15 protein-coding genes are annotated in these 16,092 nt (G+C 64.3%); 6 read left to right on the plus strand and 9 right to left on the minus strand.

The window, feature by feature from the left end; genetic code table 11:
- Window positions 1–200 precede the first annotated feature (200 nt).
- The 3 genes from ACTJI8_RS19920 to ACTJI8_RS19930 all read left to right on the plus strand — a co-directional run bounded on the left by ACTJI8_RS19920 (window position 201) and on the right by ACTJI8_RS19930 (window position 3,694).
- On the plus strand, window positions 201–1,805 hold the full coding sequence (locus tag ACTJI8_RS19920; RefSeq protein WP_440735176.1) for a class I adenylate-forming enzyme family protein: 1,605 nt from the start codon (window positions 201–203) through the stop codon (window positions 1,803–1,805).
- A gap of 81 nt (window positions 1,806–1,886) precedes the next feature.
- A complete protein-coding gene (locus ACTJI8_RS19925) occupies window positions 1,887–2,714 on the plus strand; it encodes a fumarylacetoacetate hydrolase family protein (protein ID WP_440735177.1) in 828 nt (275 codons plus the stop codon).
- Window positions 2,711–3,694: a phosphotriesterase family protein gene (locus tag ACTJI8_RS19930; RefSeq protein ID WP_440735178.1), complete on the plus strand. Its 984-nt coding sequence runs from the start codon at window positions 2,711–2,713 to the stop codon at window positions 3,692–3,694. The genes ACTJI8_RS19925 and ACTJI8_RS19930 overlap by 4 nt, the downstream gene beginning before the upstream one ends.
- 60 nt (window positions 3,695–3,754) lie before the next feature.
- Here the strand turns inward: ACTJI8_RS19930 and ACTJI8_RS19935 are convergent, their stop codons facing one another.
- Entirely contained in the window at window positions 3,755–4,783 is a 1,029-nt protein-coding gene (locus tag ACTJI8_RS19935; RefSeq protein WP_440735179.1) for an NAD(P)-dependent alcohol dehydrogenase, read from the minus strand.
- 178 nt (window positions 4,784–4,961) lie between these two features.
- Between ACTJI8_RS19935 and ACTJI8_RS19940 the strand changes: the two genes are divergently transcribed.
- The 3 genes from ACTJI8_RS19940 (at window position 4,962) to ACTJI8_RS19950 (ending at window position 8,116) form a co-directional block, all read left to right on the plus strand.
- A complete protein-coding gene (locus ACTJI8_RS19940; protein WP_440735180.1) occupies window positions 4,962–5,987 on the plus strand; it encodes an amidohydrolase family protein in 1,026 nt (341 codons plus the stop codon).
- Window positions 5,984–6,778, plus strand: a complete 795-nt coding sequence (locus ACTJI8_RS19945) for an iron-sulfur cluster assembly protein (RefSeq protein ID WP_440735181.1) — start codon at window positions 5,984–5,986, stop codon at window positions 6,776–6,778. Before ACTJI8_RS19940 ends, ACTJI8_RS19945 begins: the two co-directional genes overlap by 4 nt.
- Before the next feature lie 111 nt (window positions 6,779–6,889).
- Complete coding sequence (locus tag ACTJI8_RS19950; RefSeq protein ID WP_440735182.1) at window positions 6,890–8,116, plus strand: cytochrome P450; 1,227 nt, start codon at window positions 6,890–6,892, stop codon at window positions 8,114–8,116.
- Between the two features lie 345 nt (window positions 8,117–8,461).
- Here ACTJI8_RS19950 and ACTJI8_RS19955 read toward each other — a convergent pair whose 3' ends face one another.
- The 8 genes from ACTJI8_RS19955 to ACTJI8_RS19990 all read right to left on the minus strand — a co-directional run bounded on the left by ACTJI8_RS19955 (window position 8,462) and on the right by ACTJI8_RS19990 (window position 15,991).
- Window positions 8,462–10,144: an FAD-binding protein gene (locus ACTJI8_RS19955; RefSeq protein ID WP_440735183.1), complete on the minus strand. Its 1,683-nt coding sequence runs from the start codon at window positions 10,142–10,144 to the stop codon at window positions 8,462–8,464.
- 130 nt (window positions 10,145–10,274) lie between these two features.
- Window positions 10,275–10,733, minus strand: a complete 459-nt coding sequence (locus ACTJI8_RS19960; RefSeq protein ID WP_440735184.1) for a VOC family protein — start codon at window positions 10,731–10,733, stop codon at window positions 10,275–10,277.
- 123 nt (window positions 10,734–10,856) lie between these two features.
- The gene (locus ACTJI8_RS19965) at window positions 10,857–11,888 is read right to left on the minus strand and encodes an ABC transporter permease (RefSeq protein WP_440735185.1); all 1,032 of its coding nucleotides are present in this window, start codon (window positions 11,886–11,888) and stop codon (window positions 10,857–10,859) included.
- Window positions 11,881–13,446 (minus strand): sugar ABC transporter ATP-binding protein, encoded by a 1,566-nt coding sequence (locus ACTJI8_RS19970; RefSeq protein WP_440735186.1) that lies wholly within the window; start codon window positions 13,444–13,446, stop codon window positions 11,881–11,883. Before ACTJI8_RS19970 ends, ACTJI8_RS19965 begins: the two co-directional genes overlap by 8 nt.
- 43 nt (window positions 13,447–13,489) lie before the next feature.
- Window positions 13,490–13,966, minus strand: a complete 477-nt coding sequence (locus ACTJI8_RS19975) for a nuclear transport factor 2 family protein (protein WP_440735187.1) — start codon at window positions 13,964–13,966, stop codon at window positions 13,490–13,492.
- A 115-nt stretch (window positions 13,967–14,081) separates the two neighbouring features.
- Window positions 14,082–14,978, minus strand: a complete 897-nt coding sequence (locus ACTJI8_RS19980; RefSeq protein WP_440735188.1) for a VOC family protein — start codon at window positions 14,976–14,978, stop codon at window positions 14,082–14,084.
- Entirely contained in the window at window positions 14,969–15,340 is a 372-nt protein-coding gene (locus tag ACTJI8_RS19985) for a DoxX family protein (RefSeq protein ID WP_440735189.1), read from the minus strand. The genes ACTJI8_RS19980 and ACTJI8_RS19985 overlap by 10 nt, the downstream gene beginning before the upstream one ends.
- 27 nt (window positions 15,341–15,367) lie before the next feature.
- Complete coding sequence (locus ACTJI8_RS19990; protein WP_440735190.1) at window positions 15,368–15,991, minus strand: NADPH-dependent F420 reductase; 624 nt, start codon at window positions 15,989–15,991, stop codon at window positions 15,368–15,370.
- Between the last annotated feature and the right edge of the window lie 101 nt (window positions 15,992–16,092).

The following is a 16,092-nucleotide window of genomic DNA, read 5'->3' on the forward strand; positions in this document are numbered from 1 at the left end:
TCTACCTTTCGCCAAGGATCGGTTCTCGATTGCCGCGTCACACTCGCCATAATCGATCGATCGTTTGGTAGCATAGTCCACGATCGGCCGATTGATCCAGCGGCCGGATTTTCATTTGCTGCAGGGACGCCATCACCGCAGGTCGCACAATGGGACCTGCGGATGTCGACCATCCAGGCGAACTCGCTCCAGGGGAGAAGATGACCACGACAGACGATCTGACCGGCCACGCGGGCTTGACCCTCGGATCGCACGTGCGCATCGGTGCCCGCCGAACGCCGCACCGTGCCGCGGTCTGCATGCTGGACGGAGAGGTTCTCACCTATGCGCAGCTTGAGGAGAACACCGACCGCCTCGCGAACGCGCTGCACGGCGCGGGCCTCGGGTTCGGCGATCGCGTCGCGATCTGGATGGAGAACGATCCCCGGTACATCGAGATCTACCTCGCATGCCTGAAGGTCGGGATGGTGGTCGTGCAATGCAACGTGCGCCACACGGCCTACGAGGCTCAACACATGATCAGCGACTCCGGCGCCGCTGCACTGTTCTTCGACGACACCACCGCCGAGCGCGTGTCGATGCTCGAGAACCGGAGCGAGCTACGACTTACGGTTACGATCGGCGGCGAGCGGGATCACGCGATGCACGCCTACGAGCGGTTCCTCGGTCTCGGCCACCCGCAGCGCCCTTCGGGCGCGGAGCCCGCCCCAGACAGCCTCGCTGTGCTGGCCTACACCAGCGGGACAACGGGACTCGCAAAAGGCGTGCGCCTCACGCACCGCTCGATGCGGGCGATCGGGCAGACGAATCAGGTCGCGAACCGGTATGCCATCGGCAGCACACAACTGTTCGCGATGTCGCTCTCCTTCGCCGCCGGGATGCCGGCACACGTGCTCCCACACCTGGCCGTCGGCGGCACGACGATTCTCATGAGCAGTTTCGATACACCACGACTGCTGGACGCGATCGACCGAGAGCGCGCGACCTTCACCACTCTGCCCGGTCCCCCGATCGTCGAGTTCTGCTCCATCATCCGCGAACAGGGTCTGACCCTTCCCTCTCTGCAGAGCGTCCTGCACGGCACGGCAAAAGCGCCGCCCGAGCACTTGGAGATGCTCGTGGATGCCATCGGAACGCGGCTGGTCGAGGGATGGGGCATGACCGAGAACTCGGGCGGACTCGTCGCCGCGACGACGGCGTTGGATTACGCCGAGCGCCGCTCTGGGATCTTCGCCTCCACCGGCCGGGCGGTGCCTGAAGCTGAGGTGCGCCTCATCGACGACGACGGGCAGCCGGTGTCCCATGACGGCGCTTCCGTCGGCCAGCTGATCGTGCGTTCATCCTCGCTCGCAGAGGGATATTGGAACAACCGGGAGGCAACGGAGAGATCCTTCCGGGACGGCTGGTATCACACCGGCGATGTGGGCAGCATCGACGCAGACGGCTATATCGAGGTATTGGACCGTCGCACGGATCTCATCATCTCCGGCGGGATGAACATATACCCGAGCGAGATCGAGCGAGTCCTGATGCAGATCCCCGGTATCGCCGAGTGCGCCGTCGTCGGCGTACCGCACGAGAAATGGGGATCGACGCCGGTAGCCCACATCGTCCGGGCGGACCCCTCATCGACCATGCCCTCGGTCGAGGACATCGATGCCGCGTGCCGGCGCGTCCTCGCCGGATACAAGCAGCCGAGCCGCGTCGCCTTCGCCACCGCACTGCCGCGCAACGCCGGCGGCAAGGTCATGCGTCACCGCCTGACCGAGCAGAGCGCCGCGGCGGTCACCAAGGCGACCGATTGAACAATCGATCGCCTGTCACCCCAGACAGCGTCGAGCGGATTCCCCGACACGGACACCAGAGAGAAACGGCAGGGCAAATCGATGAGACTCGCAACGATCCGCGACGGAGGCGGCACAGTCGCAGCCCGCGTGGAGGGCAGCCAATACCACATCCTCCCCTACCGGGATGTGCGCGATGCGCTCGATTCCGGCCTCGACCTGAGTGAAATAGAAGATGCCCCGGCGACGCGAATCGTCGACGAGGACGAGGTCTCGCTGGCCCCACTGGTCATACAGCCGGAGAAGACCATCTGCGTCGGCCTGAACTACAGCGACCACGCGGCCGAGACCGGCCAGGAGGTCCCGCAGTTTCCGACGCTCTTCGCGAAGTACGCGCGCAGCTTCATCGGCGCGTTCGACGACCTCGTTCTTCCTTCCGCGTCATCGGCGGTCGATTGGGAGGTCGAGCTGGGCATCATCATCGGGCGACCGACTCGACACGCGTCGGAGCAGGAGAGCTGGGATGCGATCGCCGGGTACACCGTGATCAACGATGTGTCGATGCGGGACTGGCAGGTGCGGACACCGCAGTGGCTGCAGGGTAAGACATTCGAGGCATCTACGCCCATCGGGCCACACCTGGTCACCGCCGACGAGATCGATCACGCCCGTGATCTCGCGGTGGAGTGCACGGTGGACGGCGAGGTCGTGCAGAGCTCGCGCACCTCGAAGCTGATCTTCAGCCCGGCTGAGATCGTCTCCTACATCAGCACGATCATCACCCTGGTTCCGGGCGACGTGATCGCCACCGGCACACCAGCGGGCATCGGCGCAGCGCAGACGCCTCAACGCTTCTTGGCACCCGGCCAGCGGCTGACCTCGACGATCGAGGGCATCGGCTCTCTGTCAAATCGGTGCCGACCCGCATGAGCGTTCACACCGTCCTCGGTCCCGTCCAGGTGCCGGCTCTCGGGTTCACCGCGATGCACGAGCACCTCTTCATGCTCTCCGTCGGTCTGTACGACCGGTGGCCGCACCTGCTGGACAGGGAAGCCGCCGTGTCCGACGTCTCGGCGAAGGTCTCGAATGCCATGTCGCTCGGCATACGGACGATAGTGGACATGACCACGCCGAACATGGGCAGGGATGTGGCACTGCTCAGCGAGGTAGCCCGGCGAACCGGCGCCCACATCGTGGCCGCCACCGGCGCCCACCCGCACGAGCCGCTTCCGCTCTACCTCAGAGGTGTCGTTGGCGACGCCTCTGGCGGCATCGACCCTGACCGTCACGCGGAGCTGTTCGTGCACGACATCCTGGTGGGGATGGACGGCACCGATATCCGCGCCGGCATCATTAAGACCGGATCCGACCCCATCGTCGACGAGTCCAACTCGCGTCTACTTCAGGGCGCCGCACGGGCTCATCTGCGCACCGGAGTGCCGATCAGCACGCATACCCACGCGGGAAACCAGGTGGGCCTGCAGCAGCAGGACGTGTTCGCGGAGGCGGGCGTCGACCTGCGCAGTGTCATCATCGGGCACTGCGGAGACAGTTCCGACGTGGGCTACCTCAAGGCCCTGGCTGATCGCGGATCAGTCCTCGGCATGGACCGTTTCGGCTACACGATGCCCGGACGGCCAGCGGTTCCGATCGCGGAGAGAGTGAGCATCGTCGCAGAACTGTGCCGCGACGGTTACGCCGACAGGATGGTGCTCTCGAGCGACTCGGTTTCGTGGAGCGACGTGATATCGGCGAACTACTTCGCGATGCACCTTCCGGACTGGAACCTGGATTTCCTCCCGGAGACGGTCCTGGGCCTCCTCGCGGCCGCGGGCGTGAACGAGAGCGATCTGCATCAGATGACGACCGTCACTCCGAGCCGGATCCTCTGCCCCGTCACCGTCTCCTGAACCGCGAAGAAGGGCCCGGCCGGCGAACACATCGCGGCCGGGCCCTTCTTCGTGCGCGTCTCAGGGCACGAGAATCGCGCGACCGACGACTCGACCCTGTCGCAGGTCCTCCAGCGCGTCCAGCGCGGCGTCCAGCGGATACTCCACCGTGTGCAGTTCGACTCTCCCCTGGGCTGTCAGAGCCATCAGCTCGACAAGGTCGGTGTAGGTTCCGACAAGGTTTCCGACGACGTTGATCTCCCGCGAGATGATCTCAATCGTGGGCAGGCGCACCTCGCCCCCGTAGCCGATGACGTAGTGCGACCCACGATTGCGGATCAGACGCGAAGAGAGGATCTCGGCGCCCGCTTCACCAACGAAGTCGAAGACCACGTGCGCGCCCCCACCCGTGACCTCTTGCACGAGCGCCGCGCTCTTGTCGTCGGACGACGCCAGAACCGTGTGGTGCGCCCCCAGGGACCGCGCGAGTTCGAGAGCAGATTCACTCCGATCCACGACAGTGATCTCGGCGCTCGTGATTGCGGCGAGCGCCTGAACACCGATGTGCCCGAGCCCACCCGCACCCAGGACGACCGCGTGCGACCCGGGAAACAGATCGGGGCTGGCTTTGCGCACAGCGTGGTAGGCGGTCAGTCCGGCGTCTGCGAGAGCAGCGACCTTGGTCGGCGCGAGCCCGGTAGCGAGCGGGATCACCGCTCGCGCGTTGGTGCGGATGAACTCAGCCATGCCGCCGTCGGTGTTGATTCCCGGAAAGACGGCGCGTTCGCAGTGCGAATCCTGTCCGACGCGGCATGCCGCGCACAGCCCGCAGGTGACCAGCGGGTGCAGGATAACCACGTCTCCGGGTGCGACGTTGTTGACGGCACTGCCGACCTCGCGCACCCAGCCGGCGTTCTCGTGCCCGAGCGTGTAAGGGAGCGTCGGATTCTGGATCGGCTGCCATTGGCCTTCGATGATGTGCAGGTCGGTGCGGCACACACCCGCGGCTCCGATCTCGACGATCACATCCCACGGGTCGGTCACCGTGGGCCGGTCGATCTCGTCGATCGTCGGAGCGACCTCGTACTCGTGCAGCCGGAGAGCCTTCATCTTCCACCTCGCTGTAGTCCTCGGATGATATCTGAACATTATCAAACAAGCGTTAGTTTTACGAGTGCCGGGCCAGTAATATGCTCTTGCCAACCAAACGAGTGGTTGTTATGTTGCTCGCAACTGATCGGCCGCCACGCCAGTGAAGTCGGAACCCACCGAACGAAGGATGGATGTTATGTACTCCAAAGACGGAGAAGACTATTTCGTCGTCGATGCCCACGTGCACATGTGGGACGGTTCCGATGAGAATCAACGCAACATCCACGGCGCCGAGTTCATCGAGTGCTTCTACGACTATCACCGCAACCTCTCGCCCGCGGAGTATGTCTGGGACTTCCGCAAGTACCAGAAGTACAGCGAAGAGAACTTCATGACGGATATCTTCGAGAACGGTTACGCCGACCACGCGATCTTCAATCCTGCCGCTCTGCCGGCGTTCTACAAGAACGGCTTCAGCCGCGACATCGCGCAGGACATGGCCCGCAGATCTCCCGACCGACTCACGTACAACCACAACTTCGATCCGCGGTTCGGTGATGCCGGCATCCGACGCCTCGAAGAAGCCGCCGCGACATTCGGACTCAAGGGCGTGAAGATCTACACCGCAGAGTGGAAGGACGACAGCCGCGGCTTCAAGATGAGCGATCGCGAGACCTATCGCTATCTCGAGAAGTGCCAGGAGCTGGGCATCAAGAACATTCACGTGCACAAGGGTCCGACGATCAAGCCGCTCGATCGCGACTCCTTCGACGTCGCCGACATCGATCACTGCGCCACCGATTTTCCTGACCTGAACTTCATCGTCGAGCACGTCGGCCTTCCGCGCCTGGAGGACTTCTGCTGGATCGCCACACAGGAGACGAACGTGTATGGCGGCCTCGCCGTCGCGATCCCGTTCATCCACACCCGCCCCCGCTACTGGGCGCAGATCATCGGAGAGCTCCTCTACTGGATCGGCGAGGACAAGATCCTGTTCGGCTCCGACTATGCGCTGTGGCAGCCGAAGTGGCTCATCGAGAAGTTCGTCGATTTCCAGTTCCCGGAGGACATGCAGGGCGAGTACGGGCAGATCACCGTCGCTCAGAAGAAGAAGATCCTCGGCCTGAACGCCGCGGCGCTGTATCCCCACATCGAGGTTCCGGAACATCTGCGGCTGGACACCGCCTCCACCAGTGCTGAGCCGGTCGGTGCGCTGGAATGATCTCGCCCACACCCGGGAAGGCGTACGAGGTCGAAGACCGGGCCTGGAGAGCCCTGTCGACCGTCATCGACCCCGAGCTCGACGAGCCACTCACCGTCTTGGGCTTCATCGCCTCGGTCGTCTTCGACGGCGCGCAGCTGACTGCGACGCTCCGGCTGCCGACAGCGTTCTGTTCGCCGAACTTCGCTTTCATGATGGCAGCGGACTCCTCCGACGCCCTGCGGGCCGAGCTCGGGAACGTGCCCACGCGTGTGCTCCTGGAGGGCAACGCTGATTCCGATCTCATCAATGCCTCGGTGGAGGCCGGCCTCAGCTTCACGGACGCCTACCCTCGCGAAGCGTCGGAGGATCTGAACGGTCTCCGCAAGACGTTCCAGGCCAAAGCACATCTGGCCTCCTTAGAACGGGTCATCGCGAAGATCATGGTGAGTGGCGCCGTCACGCCCGCTTCGCTCCTGGACGCCACACTCGGCGATGTGCCCCCGTCTGCCGAGCGGAGTGCACTCCTGCGGCGCCGCTCCGATCTCCGAATCAGCGCGGCCGACGACGCACTCCTCCTCGTCGATGAGAACGGCGACGCGTGGGATGCCGCGAACCTCGACGTCCAGATCAGGTTCGCCAAGGCGACGCGCATCTCGATCGAGGGGAACGCGCACTTTTGCCGCGGTCTGCTGCGGACGCGATACGAGGACGCGCCGCTTCCACGGTCGACCGGAGGTTGGAGGCATGATCACCCCACGGATGCCCGCTTGCTTCACCTCATGCCAACCAGCGAACGCTTATCTACATAATCAGCCGTACGATTGGTTGATTAGGTATAGTGACACAATAGGCCGGGTGATGCCCCACAGACCGTAGCCCGGCGATGCCGGGGCGCCCGAACTCAACGAAGAGGAGACTCCATGAGCACTGCAGACAGCTCGGGCCGCCGGGAGGAGCAGCTTCCCCCGAGGTTAACGATCGAGCGCGACCCCGTCGACAAGGTCAGGCCCTCCGCCAAGCTCGTCCAGGCGCGGGAGAGCGGCGAATGGCCCAGCTTCGATTTCTTCGACCCGATGGTCGGGCGGTCGGGAATGAAGGACGCCAGAGCGATCAGCCGGTACACGGAAGCCAGAGAGGTGCTTCGCGCACCCGGGACGCGCCTGGGAATCGTGGTCGATGCCGAGGAAGAATCCCTCGCGATGCCGGGGATGCTGCTCGTCGGCGAGGGCGACGGGCACCGCCGCGCGAAGGCCGTGCTCGTCAGGCACCTCAACCCCCGCCGAGTTCAGGAGTTGCGTCCGGAACTGGAGCGACTCGTCGACAGTCTCCTCGACAAGATCGAAGCACTCGATGGCCCGGTAGACCTTGTCGCGGAGTACACCTCGCAGCTGCCCGCCCTGATGATCTCCCACCTGCTGGGTATGCCCTACGAAGAGGCCAACAAGCTCGACGAATGGACCAAGCATCAGTCCGACCAAACAATTAGCGCAGAAGAGGTCCAAGCGTCCATCTCGGCGCTGAAGGCGTACACGGCTGACCGGGTGACGGAGTCACGGCAGACGCCCGGCGACGATCTGATCAGCGCGCTCGTGCACGACCACACGGACATCCTGAGCGATGCCGAGTCCGTGGGACTGGTTTTCAGCATCGTCACCGCCTCCCTCGACACGACCTCACGATTCAGCACTCTCGCGATCCTCGCCCTTCTCCGCAACCCGGAGCAGCGCGCTATCATGCAGGAAGCGGGTGGCCTCACGGACGCCCATGTCGATGAACTGGTGCGCTACCTCTCGCCGGCACCGAACGCCCAATGGCGATACATCACCGATGAGGTGACGATCGGGGAGAAGTCGCTGAAGTCGGGGGAACGCGTTGCGGTGTCCCTGCTCGCGGCGAACTGGGACCCGGAGCTCATCGGCGAAAATCCTGAGCTGGACCTCCGTCGCGCGCCGGTGCCGCACATCGCATTCGGCCTCGGCATGCATCAGTGCCCGGGCCAGCATCTCGCCCGGCTTGAGGTCAGCATCCTCGTGAGCCGGCTCTTCGCCCGCTTCCCTGATCTGCGACTAACGACGGATGTTCAGGATCTCGAGTGGCTCGAGAGCGACCTCATCTACACCACGCGGACACTGCCGGTGACCTGGTAGGAAGCCGACGAACACGGCCCCGGTACCTCGCTTTGGCGATGCACCGGGGCCGACTTGTTCGTGGGAGCGTGATGTTCAGGATCGCCTCGACTCAGAAACCCAGCTGGGTGCCAGGGGCGGTCGGAGTCAGACGTCGCGGGGTCGGCAGCTCGGTACCGAAAACCCCGCACTCCGCCAGCACCACGGCCGAGGCGCCGTCTTAGCCCTGTGTGAGACCACGGGTCGAGGCGTAGACCCTGGACCACGTACGGATCCACAGTGGGCATGCCTCGACGCCCCACCCCGTCGTGCTTGAGACGAGGGCAGGGCGCCGAGCAAAAAAGCAACCGGAGTGGCTGCGACCGATCAACGCTTCCGGCGACGGGCGTCCGGCACAGCCGCCTGCGTGGCGGCCGCGTTGGCCGCCCGATACGAGAACACCATCGCGGCTCCGATCGTCGCTCCCGCAGCGGGATACGAGTCCCCCAGCATTGAAGCCGTGGCGTTGCCGGCAGCGTACAGGCCGGGGATGGCCGTGCCGTCGGGGCGAACGACGCGTCCGTCCGGGTCCGTGATCACGCCGCCCTTGGTGCCGAGGTCTCCGAGACCCAGCTTCACTGCGTAGAAGGGTGCCGTCTCGATCGCTCCCAATGTCGGATTCGGCTTCTGCCGGGGGTCGCTGTAGTGACGCTCGAACGCGCTGTGGCCGCGACGGAAGTCCTCATCCACGCCCGCACGGGCAAAGCCGTTGAAACGAGTAACGGTTTTGCGCAGCTCTGCGGGGTCCAGACCGATCTTGCCGGCGAGCTCCTCGATCGAATCGGCGCGGATCAGGAAACCGCCGTCGACAGCCGCCTGCGGGGTGATCCCCGGGGGCATGTAGGCGAAGGGATACGAGCGGCGGTGCTGGCTGTCGAGAATCTGCCACGCGGGGACGGCGGAGACGGTCTTGTTCCGCTCCTCCATGGCCCCCCCGAACTCCAGGTAGCCGATCGACTCACTCACGAAACGCTGAGCGGTCGAGTCCACGACGATCGTGTGAGGGTGCGAACGCTCCCAGATGTTGAAGCGGGTCAGCCCCTTGTCGTCGATCATGGTCGGCATCCACCAGGCAAGGTCCATCTGCGCCGTGGCCGCCCCGAGTGCGTCCATCCAGGTGAACGCGTCGCCGTCCGCACCCTCCGGCACCAGACTCCACTTGAGATCGACAGGCCCCTCCTGGTACTTCTCACGCAACGCTGCGTTGCGGGAGAAACCGCCCGAACCGATCAGTACGCCGTTGCGCGCCCGGATCCGGACGCGCTTGCCGGCAATCTCCGCGACGACGCCGAGGACCGCTCCGTCCTCGACGATCAGCTCGCGCACTGGGCTTGAATACCGCACATCCGCTCCGCTGTCGAGCGTGATCTTCAGCAGCTGGCCGATGAAGGACTGCCCGACGACGACGGAATGACGACCGAGCGCCTTCTGCACGAAGGAACGGAAACCGACCTTGCCCGCAGTGAAGAATCCGCGGATCGTCCGCTTGATCAGCAGGAAGTCGCGCGCCTCGGTGTTGTACATGACGAGCCCGGGCATGCCCTGGGCGCCCCGGACGCGCGTCTCCCAGTCGCCAAGAGTTTTCATGTCGAACTGCTCGACCTCGAGTGAACGTCCCCGGACGTTCCCTTCAGGGAGGTGAGAGTAGTACTCCGGGTAGGGGATCATGACGCGGAAGCGCATGCCCTCCTTCTCGAGGAACCGGATCATGTCGGGACCGCTGTCTACGAAGGCAGCCCGGAGCTCGTTGGCGGTGGCCGGCGTCTCCGGGCCGACCGCCGCGTCGATATAGGTGATCGCCTTCTGACGGCTGTCCGGCTCCCCCGCCTTGAGCAGCAGATGATTGTTCGGAATCCACACGGCACCACCAGAAATGGCCGTAGTACCGCCCACTTTGTCAGTCTTCTCCAGGACGAGCGTCTTCAGCCCCTTCTTGCGTGCGGCGATCGCTGCGGTGAATGCACCAGCGCCCGAGCCGATTACTACGAAATCAAACTCTTCGTCGAACATGATGTCTCCTCTCTGAGACCACTTCCGGTCATCCCGGCGCGTTCGCGTGGGAATTCGGCCGTAAAGCAATTATCAAACAACTGTATGGTAGAAAGCCTACTGCTCTGCGCGGCGTACGGAACCCCTAAGATCAGGCAAAGCTGCCCGTCTCGAACCAGTGTTCCAGCACCGGGCGCGCTGCATCGCCGACATACTCGATGCGGCATCCCGGGATCGTCGCAGAGCGCGCATAGATGATCGACACGGATCCGTCCGCATCGCGGAAGATCGCGTCCACCGGATCCGCTGCCTTCTTGAGCGCGTGCAGACGCGCCTCCGGATCGGGCTCCCAGATGCCGAGGTGATGGAGGCCGAGATACTTCCGACCGTAAACCCCCTCGCCGCTGGTCTGGATGACTTCGAGGCGAAAAGGCGATTCGCGTGTGTATGAGATCCACAGATCGATCGGCCCCCGTGTACCGCTGATCCTGTCTTCCATGTCCTCGGCCCGTGCTGAGATGGGCTCATTGAAGGTGTAGCCGAGTCTTTCTTCGAAGTCGCGGATTCCCTCCCGGATATCGGCAACGACGAAACCGGCGTGGTAAGGCATTGACAGCATTGTCATCATCTTTCTCCCGCGGCATCCGGGTTCACCTGCTGCGCCGCTCGCAACCGTCTCGGTCGGAGGCGTGGAACAAAACTTCTTCAGAGCACTGACTGATCGAGCGGAGGACTAGGCGCTCGCAAACTTGGCCGCCGCACGATCGCGCATCCGCACCATGACCTTCGAGAAGACAACCGCGAGCACGAGGACACCGCCGTTGAACACCTGCGTGATCCAGTTCTGGGCGCCGAGCAGGGTGAATCCGTTCACCGCGACGGCGACGAAGAAGACGCCGATCATGGTTCCAATGACGTTCGGATATCCCGGCTTGATGGTCGTCTGCCCGAGGAAGACGGCTGCGAGCGCAGGGAAGAGGAAGCTCGGAGCCGATGCCGCGTCCGCGGATCCCGACCTCACAGTCAACAAGACACCGGCGAACCCGGCCACCAGACCGCCGAGCACATAGGCGATGAAGATGTGCCCTTTCACTCCGATTCCGGCGAGTCCGGCGGCGTTCCTGTTCGAGCCGATGGCGGCGAGCCTGCGGCCGAATGGCGTCTGGTTCAGGAGGTACCACACCAGAGCGGCGGCGATCACGAGGAGCCAGAACGGCCGCGCGATGCCGAGCCACTGACCCGCGCCCCATTCTCCGATCTCCGGAGGCACGCCCTGGATGACGCGGCCGCCGGTGTACGCGAGAAGGATGCCGTTGATCAACACGTAGGTGCCGAGCGTAACGATAAAGGGGTCAAGGTCCAAAGAAGTGATCAGCGCGGCGTTGATCGCGCCGGCAACGACGGCGAACAGCACCGAGATCAGGATGGCGACCACGAGCGGCACCTGATTCGTTGCGAGCAGCGACGCCATCGTCACGCTCGAGATTCCCGCGATCGCCGCCACCGAGATGTCGAAGTAGCCGGCGACGAGGGTGATGATCATCGCCAGGGCGATCAATCCGGTCACGGATTGATTGGCCAGGATGTTCTGGATGTTGGGACCGGAGAAGAACAGAGTCGAGGTCGGAGCGAAAAGCCCGAAGATCAGGATCATCACCACCAGCAGCCCAGCGAGTCCGTATCTCTCGGCGAAAGTGATCGCGCTCCTGCGCCGAGGCGCTCGACCCTTGTGCTTCTTACCGACCATCACGAGCGTTTCAGACATTCGCTGCTTCTCCCCACTGGTAGATCACTTCGTTGAGTCTCTGGGCACTCAGTCCGGATGCGGGAACCTCGGCCACGAGCCGACCCTCGAAGAGGATCACCGCGCGATCGACGACCTGCGCGAGCTCTTCCAGATCGGATGTCACGATCAGCGCGGCACTCCCCAGCCCAGTGGCCTGGCGAACCGCAGCGTAGATGTCTTCTCGCGCGCCGACGTCAACACCCTGCGAGGGCTCATCGAGAAGGAGGAGACGCGGGTCCAGCCGCAGCCACCGCCCGAGGACGACCTTCTGTTGGTTGCCGCCGGACAGAGACCGGATGGCCGTCTGGCCGGAGGGGGTCTTGACGCGGAATTTCGATCGCAGCGTCCCCGCGTCCTTCTGGATCATCGACCGGCGGAACCGGCCACCACGCCAGTACTGGCGCAACACGCTCATCGAGAGGTTCTCGTCGACGGTGAGGTCGGGGAAGATGCCGCCGTTAACGCGGTCCTCGGGGACCATGATCACGCCGGCCTCGATCGCCTGGCCCGGATTGCGGAAGTTCACTCGACGACCGTCGAGCTCGATCTTGCCCGCCGACACGGGCAGATCTCCGTAGAGCGCGCGCAGCAGTTCGGACCGCCCGGAACCGAGGAGTCCGGCGACGCCGACGACTTCGCCGGCGCGCAGCTCCAGATCGATGCCGCGGAGCGGTCCGGCTGTCAGACCCGATACCTTCAGCAGCGTTGAAGCCATCGCCGCTTCCATGGCCGGCCACCGCTCCTGCGCCTGTAGATGTTCTCTGCGCTCGGTCATCGCACCCTCGCCGATGATCGAAGCGATGAGTTCCTGTTCTGTGAGTCTGGAGGTCGTGTGCTCGGCGACCACCTTTCCGTCGCGCATGACGGTAACCCGCTGGGTGAGTTCGAGCACCTCGTCGAGGCGATGGCTCACGAAGATCACGGCATGCCCCGCAGCGGCCATCCGTCTGACGACGGCGAACAGGACGTGGACCTCGTGGCGCGGCAGCGAGGCGGTGGGCTCGTCGAGGATGATGATGCCAGGGCGACCTTCCATCCCGCGCATCGCGCGGGCCGCGGCAACCTGAGCGCGGACAGCGACGGGCAGATCGCGGATCAGGTCGTCGGGGTGCGCGGCAATCTCGAGTTTCTCGATCGCCTCGTCCGCTCCCTTCCGCAGTACACCCCAGCGGACCTGGCCAAACCTCGTCGACGGGTACTCCGTGCCCAGGCGGAGGTTCTCAGCGACGCTCAGGTCGGGGAAGACGGCGAGATCCTGGTGCACCACGCGGATGCCGAGGTCGTAGGCCAGCTTGGGGTGCACGCGTGCGGCCTCCATCGACTCGCCCGCGATGCGGATCTCGCCCTCGTCTGCCTCCACCACGCCGCAGAGGATCTTAATGAGGGTGGACTTGCCGCACCCGTTTCCGCCGACGAGCGCGTGGATCTCACCTCCTCGGACATCGAGGTCCACGCCGTCCAGTGCTCTTGTGCCCGGGTACGCCTTGGCGATGCCTCGGACCGACAGAAGCAGACTTCTTGCCGTATCTTCACTCATTTCAGCTCCTTTGCTGGCGCGCGCAAGGCACGTGAGGTCTGACCTACTGGTCCCAGGGAGTGAAGATCGCGTGGTGCCTGACGAACTTGGTCCGCGCGACCTTCCAGACGCCGTCGACGCGGCGGTAGTCCTCGTAGTAGTGGCCGTATCCCTCGAGCTTCGCGTACGGGAATCCGGAGTCCTTCGTGAACCAGATCTGGTCGTTGAGAGACCAGATCCCGGTGGCCGTGTCCTCGTCAAGGATCTCGATGTCCGGCATGTGCCCGTGGTGCGAGGTTGTCGCGTTGCCGATCGCAGTGCGGGCCCATTCGGCGGCCGCGGCCGCCCCATCGACCTGGTAGATGTGGCGAACGAGCTTGTCCACGTCATCTCCGGTATCGGACTCCGTGAAGTCGAAAACGATGTCCTCGGTGAAGTTCGCGGCGAACGCGGCCCAATCCTTCATGTCGAGCGCGCGGAAATACCGCGACTTGAGTTTCTCGATCTGGTATACCGCGACCAGTCGTTGAACGTCGTCCATGCCGTCCTCCGCTTCTTCTCCGCCGTGGAGTCTTCTGCGAGGTTACGGTGACAGCACGACTTTGTCAATCAAACGACCGGTAGTCAACTTTGGATCAACTGTCGCGCTGACGGATTCAACCGGCCGGCGACACAATGAGCCGTGTCTCCCAGGGGTCGGAGAAACGAAGCGCGTGACCGTCATCGGCGGCGGCGATCCCGTACACGCGGAGTCTGTCAGCGAGCGCGTCGACATCGTCGCGGGTAGGCACGATGATGCGGACATCGCCGAGGCCGAGCGCTGCAGACCGCGGCCCCACGCCCGCACTGTTCCAGGTGTTCAGCCCGATGTGGTGGTGATACCCGCCCGCGGACACGAACAGGGCAGTGTCGATCTGGGTCGTGATGTCGAACCCGAGGGCGTCGACATAGAACCGTTTCGCTGCGGAAATGTCCCCCACCTGCAGGTGCAGGTGGCCGATGGCTGCGGACGCGTCCGGGCCCGCAGCATCCTCGTCGTACCACTGCTCCAAATAGCGTCGCGGATCGAGCGGATCCACCCCCATCTGGATGCTACCGTCGGCGCTGATATTCCAATACTCGCGCGGGCGATCGCGGTAGAGTTCCAACCCGTTGCCCTCGGGATCGCGGAAATAGAAAGCTTCACTCACCAGATGATCGGCGCTACCCTCGAAGATCAATCCGGGCCGCCGGGCCATCGACGCGAGAGCTCCAGCCAGCCGCCGCTGATCTTCGAAGACGATGGCCGTGTGATAGAGCCCCGCCCCCCGCGGGTCGGGGCTAGGCAGGTCGCGGGCGTGGCGCAGTGTCACGACAGGAGCGCCGGCTCGTCCGAGCGTCGTCGACGGTCCGGACTGATCCAGCACATCCAGCGTCACGGCATGCTGATAGAACTGTGTCATGCCGTCCAGGTCGCGAACCAGCAGCTCGACCGCGTCCATCCGCGTCTGATCCGGAGCCTCGCCGCGCGTCGGGACGGCAGGCACCTGCCAGCTGGCCGGGGTCACGTCCATGCGAGGAACCCGACGCAAGCGGCGGCCGCCGCCCATGCCAGCAGCAGCAGGTTAGCGGGCACCACCTTCGCCTCACCACGGATCAGATGCGTGATCAGCGCGCCGAGCTGAATGAGCGCCAGGCCAACCGCGGCGAGCGGAGAGAGCACCGGCGCGATAGCTGCCAGGGCGGGCAGGATCAGCCCGGCGGCACCGATCACCTCCAGCAGTCCGATCACCTTCACCGACCAGAGCGGGAAGTCCAAGGTCCAGGCCAAGCCCGACTGCGCGAGTTTTGCCGGCGGCCGGAAGAGCTTCATGCTCCCGGCGCCGAGATAGACCAATGCAAGCGATCCCGCGATGATCCAGTATGCGATCTGCATGATTTCCCTTTCTCGCCGAACGTCAGCTCAGGCCACCAGGCCCAAGCCGCCCGTCCATGAGATCTCTTCCCGCATGCCTAGCGTGAGCTGCAGAAATCCGATGGCCTCCAGCTCACGGGCCCGCTTGAGCGATCCTGCATCGACGCCGCGCAGGCCCGCCGTACGCACAACTCCCAGCAGGGCTTCCTTCGCGTCCGCGTCATCTCCGGCAACCAGCACGGCGGTGGGCTGGTCGGCGATCACGCCCGAGTGCAGCGTGGCGGCGAAGTTCGTGTTGAACGCCTTGAGGACGCGCGCCTCGGGCACGGTGGACTGCATTGCCTGAGCCGCCGACGAGTACGCGGGAACGATCAGACCGTCGAAGGTCGCGAAGTCGACGGGGTTGGAGACATCGACGAGAACGCGGCCACGGAACGCAGCGTGATACTGGCCGAGGATCTCCTCGACGGCATCGAAAGGTACGGCCAGCACGACAATGTCACCGGTCAGGGTGTCGCCGACGGCTCCGAACGATGCGCCGAGCGGCTCGGCCGCGGCACGCGCCTTGGCTTCCGTGCGACCTAATACCTGCACATCGGCGCCCCCTCGAACCGCGACGGCGACCACTGCCGAACCGATGGAACCCGGGCCGATGACGGTGACTGCGACCATTTCATTCTCCAATGCTTGTTCCGACAAGTAATGTACCGTTCTTACCATGCTTTACTTGTAGCCACAACTAGATAGAGTGTCGTCATGTCCTTCCAGGTACC

The sequence above is a fragment of the Microbacterium sp. 22303 genome (genome assembly GCF_052045265.1).
GTDB lineage: Bacteria > Actinomycetota > Actinomycetes > Actinomycetales > Microbacteriaceae > Microbacterium.